The following is a 6,324-nucleotide window of genomic DNA, read 5'->3' on the forward strand; positions in this document are numbered from 1 at the left end:
ATCCCCTGGGCGAAATGCGCCTGGTAAGCAGAGTTTTTGAAATGTAAGGCCTTTGAATAAGACAAAAGGCTGCCTCATCGCTAACTTTGCAACAGTGCCCAAAAAATTAACTACCTGAGGAAAATTGATCCTTTTGTGTTTGAAGAACTGTTGCTGGAAGGATTTGAAGCGCATGGCTTCAGAACCATCAGAAACAAACGCTATACCGGCGATGGAGGCATTGACGGCCAGGTAATAATAGGAAAATATCGCTATCTTATTCAGGCTAAACGCTATCGCGGCCATATTGCTTTACAGCACGTACAGGAGTTCGAGAAGTTGCTTAAACGTCATAACTGTCGCGGTCTGTTTTGCCATACCGGGAAAACCGGCGCAGGTTCAAAATCTGTCAGTATTGCCAGTGAACGGATGGAGATTATCAGCGGCCAGCGCCTGATAGATTTGCTCACGCCCGGCAGCTCCTTCACTATCGCAACCGCCCCGCAGACGATGATGAAGCGTACCGCAGCAACACTAGAAACGAGCACCATTGTTAAAGATGCCGGTAAAGAAAATCGATACCATGAGAGTTAATTAAATGAAGTCAGTAACTATAGAAGCAAAAACATTTGCTGAAATGTTAGGAATAACAGAAGGTGAGTTAATCTTTGCCATTAAGAAAACTGGCACATTCAAAAACAAGACCATCCCACAACCTCATGAGCCACATAAATCAAATAATAGATTTTTATATTCAGACGTAATGAGGTTTATAGAATCACTAAAAGACAAAGAGAACCGGTAATGACTCCAACTTACTGATAGTGTTTTATGTTCAGATAATGCCCGATGACCTTGTCATGCAGCTCCACCGATTTTGAGAACGACAGTGACTTCCGTCCCAGCCTTGCCAGATGTTGTCTCAGATTCAGGTTATGTCGCTCAATGCGCTGAGTGTAACGCTTGCTGATAACGTGCAGCTTTCCCTTCAGGCGGGGTTCATACAGCGGCCAGCCATCCGTCATCCATACCACGACCTCAAAGGCCGACAGCAGGCCCAGAAGACGCTCCAGCGTGGCCAACGTGCGTTACCTAACAATAAACCTGTTTAAATATCCAGATAAAAACATTCAATCTGGGTCAAATGAGTGATACAGTTTCACCCATAAGACCCAATGGAGGCAATATGTCTGAATTTGAATTACTGGCGCAGGATCTGCTTGAGAAAGCAGAAGCGGAAGAACAACTGCGACAGGAAAATGATAAAAAGCTGCTCGGGCAGGTGCTGGAAATCTATGACCAGAAGTACGTGGCTGAACTGCTTAGAAAAGTTGGTAAAAATGAGTGGAGTCGCGAGACTCTTAATCGCTGGATTAATGGTAAGTGCTCACCTAAGACGCTGACGTTAGCCGAAGAGGAACTTCTACGAAAAATGCTTCCGGAAGCGCCTGCACATCACCCTGACTATGCCTTCCGGTTTATTGACCTGTTTGCTGGGATTGGAGGTATACGGAAGGGCTTCGAAACCATCGGTGGCCAGTGCGTTTTTACCAGTGAATGGAATAAAGAGGCTGTGCGCACATATAAAGCTAACTGGTTTAACGATGCTCAGGAACACACTTTCAATCTCGATATTCGTGAAGTCACGCTCAGTGATAAACCTGAAGTACCTGAAAACGATGCCTATGCTTACATTAATGAGCATGTGCCGGATCATGATGTACTTCTAGCAGGTTTCCCCTGTCAACCGTTTAGCCTTGCGGGCGTAAGCAAGAAAAACTCGCTCGGGCGCGCGCATGGTTTCGAATGTGAGGCTCAGGGAACGCTTTTCTTCGATGTGGCGCGTATTATCCGCGCAAAAAAACCTGCCATCTTTGTTCTTGAAAACGTTAAAAACCTGAAGAGCCATGACAAGGGTAAAACCTTTAAAGTCATCATGGATACCCTCGACGAACTGGGCTATGAAGTTGCGGATGCAGCTGAGATGGGCAAAAACGATCCTAAAGTTATCGACGGAAAGCACTTTTTACCTCAGCACCGAGAACGTATCGTTTTGGTCGGTTTCCGCCGTGATCTGAACATTCACCAGGGCTTTACCCTGCGCGATATTAGTCGTTTTTATCCGGAACAGCGTCCGTCATTTGGCGAACTGCTGGAACCCGTGGTTGACAGCAAATATATACTGACGCCGAAACTCTGGGAGTATCTCTATAACTACGCCAAAAAGCACGCAGCTAAGGGTAACGGATTCGGTTTTGGCCTCGTTAATCCTGAAAATAAAGAAAGCATTGCCCGTACGCTTTCTGCTCGCTATCACAAAGACGGGTCTGAAATTCTGATAGACCGTGGCTGGGATATGGCCACAGGTGAAACAGACTTCGCGAACGAAGAAAATCAGGCGCATCGGCCCCGCAGGCTGACTCCGCGAGAGTGCGCGCGCCTTATGGGTTTTGAAAAAGTAGATGGCAGGCCTTTTCGCATTCCTGTGTCAGACACTCAGTCGTACAGGCAGTTCGGTAACTCCGTAGTGGTGCCCGTGTTTGAAGCCGTAGCCAAACTGCTTGAACCTTATATCCTGAAAGCGGTTAATGCCGATTCGTGCAAGGTTGAACGAATCTGATCGCTCCTCCCGGTATTTATGCCGGGAGATAATCTATGGAATATCTGCGTAAAGCCCTGTCAGCTCAGCAATAAACGCACCTAGCGTCATTAGCTCAGCTCTCACCGCCTCCGGGTATTTTTTGTGCAGAGATGATGGCACGACCAATCTGACACCCGACTCCCGCATCTCCCGATATTGAGCCAGAGAAACTCCCTCCTGGAGTGTAAACAGATGCACCTGATGAATTTTATCGGCCTCATTCAGTATCTGACGCCAGCGATCCTTACAGGTAGTCTTGACTGCCAGCATGCGCAGATTTTCTACGGGAAACTCAGTATCGTGGTAAGCCCCTGCGGAAGGGAAAAGGAAATCGGGTTTTTTATTACCTTCTGTGATGGCCTGCGTCGCAAAGTGTCGCAGGCCGTGCTCAATGAATAGATGCTCCAGGTGCAGTTCCAGCGACTTCCCGGCTCTGGATTTACGGCGATTGCTGACAGAATTGGCCAGCGCAATAAATTCATCCACAGAGCCAAATCCTTTCCGGATGATATCCAGAACATGCAGTTCCTCAACCAATAGAAATATGTCGTACTCCACGCGCCGGCGGTCAAGAAGTTGCTCATCCGGATCAAGGGAATTTTTCACATAATGGCTGGCTGCATACTGAATAATTTCACTTCCCGACGGAAAGCGCAGGTGCCAGTCTTCAGGTAGAATATATTTATGATTTACTGGCGCTTGCTGTAGAGATAGTCCGCCTAGAATCTGTCCTGCGGGGCCGGATATAAGCGCTCCGGGTATAACTTCACCAATAGCGGTCTCAATGACGTCCTCTTCATCAGTGCTGGCGCATACCCAAATATTTACTTCCTTACAGTCCCCCCCTTGCTCATCAAGCTTGAAAGCCAGGAGCGTCAGAGCCCCTGTATTTTCAGGATCCTGAAGTGGGCTGCCTCTACCCCAGCGGGTAATCCTTTTTTCATTCCGGGTTTTACCAAAATGACGGCTGTTATAATAAATTGCCCTGGCTTCGCTGTCAGGGCAATCATGCGATGACACATGTGCGGTGAGAAAAACCGAAGGGTTCAGTTCACGGGTATGGTTGATAGACGGAAAGAGTTTTTCAACGATACCTGAAGGGATATAAAGCCCTACCTGGTGACCACCTGTTGCGCCGGTATCGTTGGCGGAAAGGCGTTTGATGTAGACGAAGTAATTCTCACATGCGATCTCAAGTAGCCAGTTGTGGAAAACCGACATAAGCATCCCCTGTTACCCTGAAACTCTACTCACCATTTTTTCATGATTATATACAAACAGTGTCATTTTCAGAAGACGACTGCACCAGTTGATTGGGCGTAATGGCTGTTGTGCAGCCAGCTCCTGACAGTTCAATATCAGAAGTGATCTGCACCAATCTCGACTATGCTCAATACTCGTGTGCACCAAAGCGAGGTGAGCATGGCGACGGAGGCTCTGTTGCAAAGATTGGCGGCAGTCAGAGGTAGGCTGTCGCTCTGCGCCGATCAGGCGGCTGCTGCGAAATGGTGGTTGAGCATGCCCATGGCCTCCGTCAGCGCCGAGGGCCCAATGCCAAAAGCTCTCTCCACAAGGCGCACCTCGCCCCTGATGCCGGGCTGCAGGCACCAGGGGCGAGCCTGTCCTTTGCGCAGGGCTCGCATGACTTCGAATCCCTTGATCGTGGCATAGGCCGTGGGGATCGATTTGAAACCGCGCACCGGCTTGATCAGTATCTTGAGCTTTCCGTGATCGGCCTCGATCACGTTATTGAGATACTTCACCTGCCGGTGGGCCGTCTCCCGGTCCAGCTTTCCTTCGCGCTTCAATTCGGTGATCGCTGCACCATAGCTCGGCGCTTTGTCGGTATTGAGCGTGGCAGGCTTTTCCCAGTGCTTCAGGCCTCGCAGGGCCTTGCCCAGGAACCGCTTCGCTGCCTTGGCGCTGCGGGTCGGCGACAGGTAGAAATCGATCGTGTCGCCCCGCTTGTCGACTGCCCGGTACAGGTAGGTCCACTTGCCCCGCACCTTGACGTAGGTTTCATCCAGGCGCCAGCTCGGATCAAAGCCACGCCGCCAGAACCAGCGCAGCCGCTTCTCCATCTCCGGGGCGTAGCACTGGACCCAGCGATAGATCGTCGTATGGTCGACCGAAATGCCGCGTTCCGCCAGCATTTCCTCAAGGTCGCGATAGCTGATCGGATAGCGACAATACCAGCGCACCGCCCACAGGATCACATCACCCTGGAAATGGCGCCACTTGAAATCCGTCATCGTTCCGTCCGTCCAATCTCCGCCAAGCATGCTCAAGCTTCACGATTTTTGCAACAGAGCCCACACGAGTATTGAGCATAGTCGAGATTGGTGCAGATCACTTCTGATATTGAACTGTCAGGAGCTGGCTGCACAACAGCCATTACGCCCAATCAACTGGTGCAGTCGTCTTCTGAAAATGACAATCGTGCCACCGGCTCCAGGTCTTATCGAACAGCTCAGACACATGGTCCAAATGCTGGTCGATCCGTTCGGCCAGTTTTTCGATGGCCTCTTGCTTGAGCTTGTCACTTTCCCTGAACTCGATGTTCAAGGCCCTGGCCACCTGGTTGAGGTTCCGGCCGATAGCTCCAAGCTGCCGGCACGATTCCCGTACGGTGTTCACTTCTTCATCAGTGAGGACCGGCATCCGGTTCAACGACCGCAGTCATTTCTGTACCTAAACAGTCCTGCGAATATGTGAGTTTTGACCTAATGAGCCACAAAAACTCATTTTCGCCCACGATAATTTTTCTACTTCCTTTCTTTGGAATGCTCATTTCAATATTCACATAACGTCGCTATCAATCGCGGAAAAGGCGTAGTGCGCGAAGCGAACGAAGCTTTTTGCCGTCGATTGCATAGCTTTGTTAACCCTTTTTCCAAATTTGATAGCAATAGTTAATGTTTGAAGTAAAGTGTTGCTCAAAAACAACTTCGAAGGTATTTGGAATACTCGGGAAGAAAACATCCCCCTCTGGCTCGATGTCGATCGTCGATAAGTGGAGCGTAGAGGCCATGGGTAATGTTTCTCGGTAAATTTCTCCGCCACCAGACACTATAACGTGACCGGTGAATTCAGCTAGCCTGTCCATGGCCTCTTCGATTGACTGAAATACAACTACATTGTCATCATTTGATGTCCAACCTGAGCGGGTAACGACCGCGTATTTCCTATTGGGGAGTGCGCCCATAGATTCAAACGTCTTGCGACCCACCAGAAGCCACTGATTGTAGGTCAATGCTTTAAAAAGTAGCTGCTCCCCTTTCGCGGACCAGGGTATGTCTGGACCGCAACCAATCACGCCGTTTTTCGCTTTCGCAGCCATCAATGATACTTTCAAGGTTCTCATCCTGGGTTAACTTTGTTTTAGGGCGACTGCCCTGCTGCGTAACATCGTTGCTGCTCCATAACATCAAACATCGACCCACGGCGTAACGCGCTTGCTGCTTGGATGCCCGAGGCATAGACTGTACAAAAAAACAGTCATAACAAGCCATGAAAACCGCCACTGCGCCGTTACCACCGCTGCGTTCGGTCAAGGTTCTGGACCAGTTGCGTGAGCGCATACGCTACTTGCATTACAGTTTACGAACCGAACAGGCTTATGTCCACTGGGTTCGTGCCTTCATCCGTTTCCACGGTGTGCGTCACCCGGCAACCTTGGGCAGCAGCGAAGTCGAGGCATTTCT

At 49.7% G+C, this 6,324-nt stretch carries 8 protein-coding genes and 1 pseudogene; 4 read left to right on the forward strand and 5 right to left on the reverse strand.

The window, feature by feature from the left end; genetic code table 11:
- Window positions 1-135 precede the first annotated feature (135 nt).
- Window positions 136-573, forward strand: a complete 438-nt coding sequence (locus ACMWLG_RS25100; protein ID WP_020325134.1) for a restriction endonuclease — start codon at window positions 136-138, stop codon at window positions 571-573.
- A gap of 4 nt (window positions 574-577) precedes the next feature.
- Window positions 578-784 carry a hypothetical protein gene (locus ACMWLG_RS25105; protein WP_001749967.1) on the forward strand — a complete coding sequence of 69 codons (207 nt, stop codon included), beginning with the start codon at window positions 578-580 and terminating at the stop codon, window positions 782-784.
- 10 nt (window positions 785-794) lie between these two features.
- On the opposite strand, the pseudogene ACMWLG_RS25110 reads toward ACMWLG_RS25105, so the two are convergent.
- Window positions 795-1,067 (reverse strand): annotated as a pseudogene (locus ACMWLG_RS25110) (IS1 family transposase); the annotation flags it as partial.
- A 98-nt stretch (window positions 1,068-1,165) separates the two neighbouring features.
- Between ACMWLG_RS25110 and ACMWLG_RS25115 the strand changes: the two are divergent.
- Window positions 1,166-2,599, forward strand: coding sequence for a DNA cytosine methyltransferase (locus tag ACMWLG_RS25115; protein WP_001288432.1), 1,434 nt, complete (start codon window positions 1,166-1,168; stop codon window positions 2,597-2,599).
- A gap of 33 nt (window positions 2,600-2,632) precedes the next feature.
- Here the strand turns inward: ACMWLG_RS25115 and ACMWLG_RS25120 are convergent, their stop codons facing one another.
- From ACMWLG_RS25120 to dfrA14, 4 genes are all read right to left on the reverse strand, one after another.
- Entirely contained in the window at window positions 2,633-3,841 is a 1,209-nt protein-coding gene (locus ACMWLG_RS25120) for a type II site-specific deoxyribonuclease (protein ID WP_001749969.1), read from the reverse strand.
- A gap of 266 nt (window positions 3,842-4,107) precedes the next feature.
- Window positions 4,108-4,872 carry an IS6-like element IS6100 family transposase gene (locus tag ACMWLG_RS25125; protein ID WP_001389365.1) on the reverse strand — a complete coding sequence of 255 codons (765 nt, stop codon included), beginning with the start codon at window positions 4,870-4,872 and terminating at the stop codon, window positions 4,108-4,110.
- A gap of 142 nt (window positions 4,873-5,014) precedes the next feature.
- On the reverse strand, window positions 5,015-5,281 hold the full coding sequence (mobC, locus tag ACMWLG_RS25130) for a plasmid mobilization relaxosome protein MobC (protein ID WP_001144737.1): 267 nt from the start codon (window positions 5,279-5,281) through the stop codon (window positions 5,015-5,017).
- 220 nt (window positions 5,282-5,501) lie between these two features.
- On the reverse strand, window positions 5,502-5,975 hold the full coding sequence (gene dfrA14 / locus ACMWLG_RS25135) for a trimethoprim-resistant dihydrofolate reductase DfrA14 (protein ID WP_004201280.1): 474 nt from the start codon (window positions 5,973-5,975) through the stop codon (window positions 5,502-5,504).
- A 155-nt stretch (window positions 5,976-6,130) separates the two neighbouring features.
- Between dfrA14 and ACMWLG_RS25140 the strand changes: the two genes are divergently transcribed.
- On the forward strand, window positions 6,131-6,324 hold a 194-nt coding region (locus tag ACMWLG_RS25140), incomplete at its 3' end, for a phage integrase N-terminal SAM-like domain-containing protein (protein ID WP_029498572.1).

It is taken from the genome of Enterobacter sp. 01-M-02-SI-ECC, from assembly GCF_047530595.1.
GTDB lineage: Bacteria > Pseudomonadota > Gammaproteobacteria > Enterobacterales > Enterobacteriaceae > Enterobacter > Enterobacter cloacae_M.

Bases quoted from the DNA above. Each gene is read 5' to 3' on its own strand.
- ACMWLG_RS25105 (WP_001749967.1), top strand. From the start codon at position 578: ATGAAGTCAGTAACTATAGAAGCAAAAACATTTGCTGAAATGTTAGGA.
- ACMWLG_RS25115 (WP_001288432.1), top strand. From the start codon at position 1,166: ATGTCTGAATTTGAATTACTGGCGCAGGATCTGCTTGAGAAAGCAGAA.
- ACMWLG_RS25120 (WP_001749969.1), bottom strand. From the start codon at position 3,841: ATGTCGGTTTTCCACAACTGGCTACTTGAGATCGCATGTGAGAATTAC.
- ACMWLG_RS25125 (WP_001389365.1), bottom strand. From the start codon at position 4,872: ATGACGGATTTCAAGTGGCGCCATTTCCAGGGTGATGTGATCCTGTGG.
- mobC (WP_001144737.1), bottom strand. From the start codon at position 5,281: ATGCCGGTCCTCACTGATGAAGAAGTGAACACCGTACGGGAATCGTGC.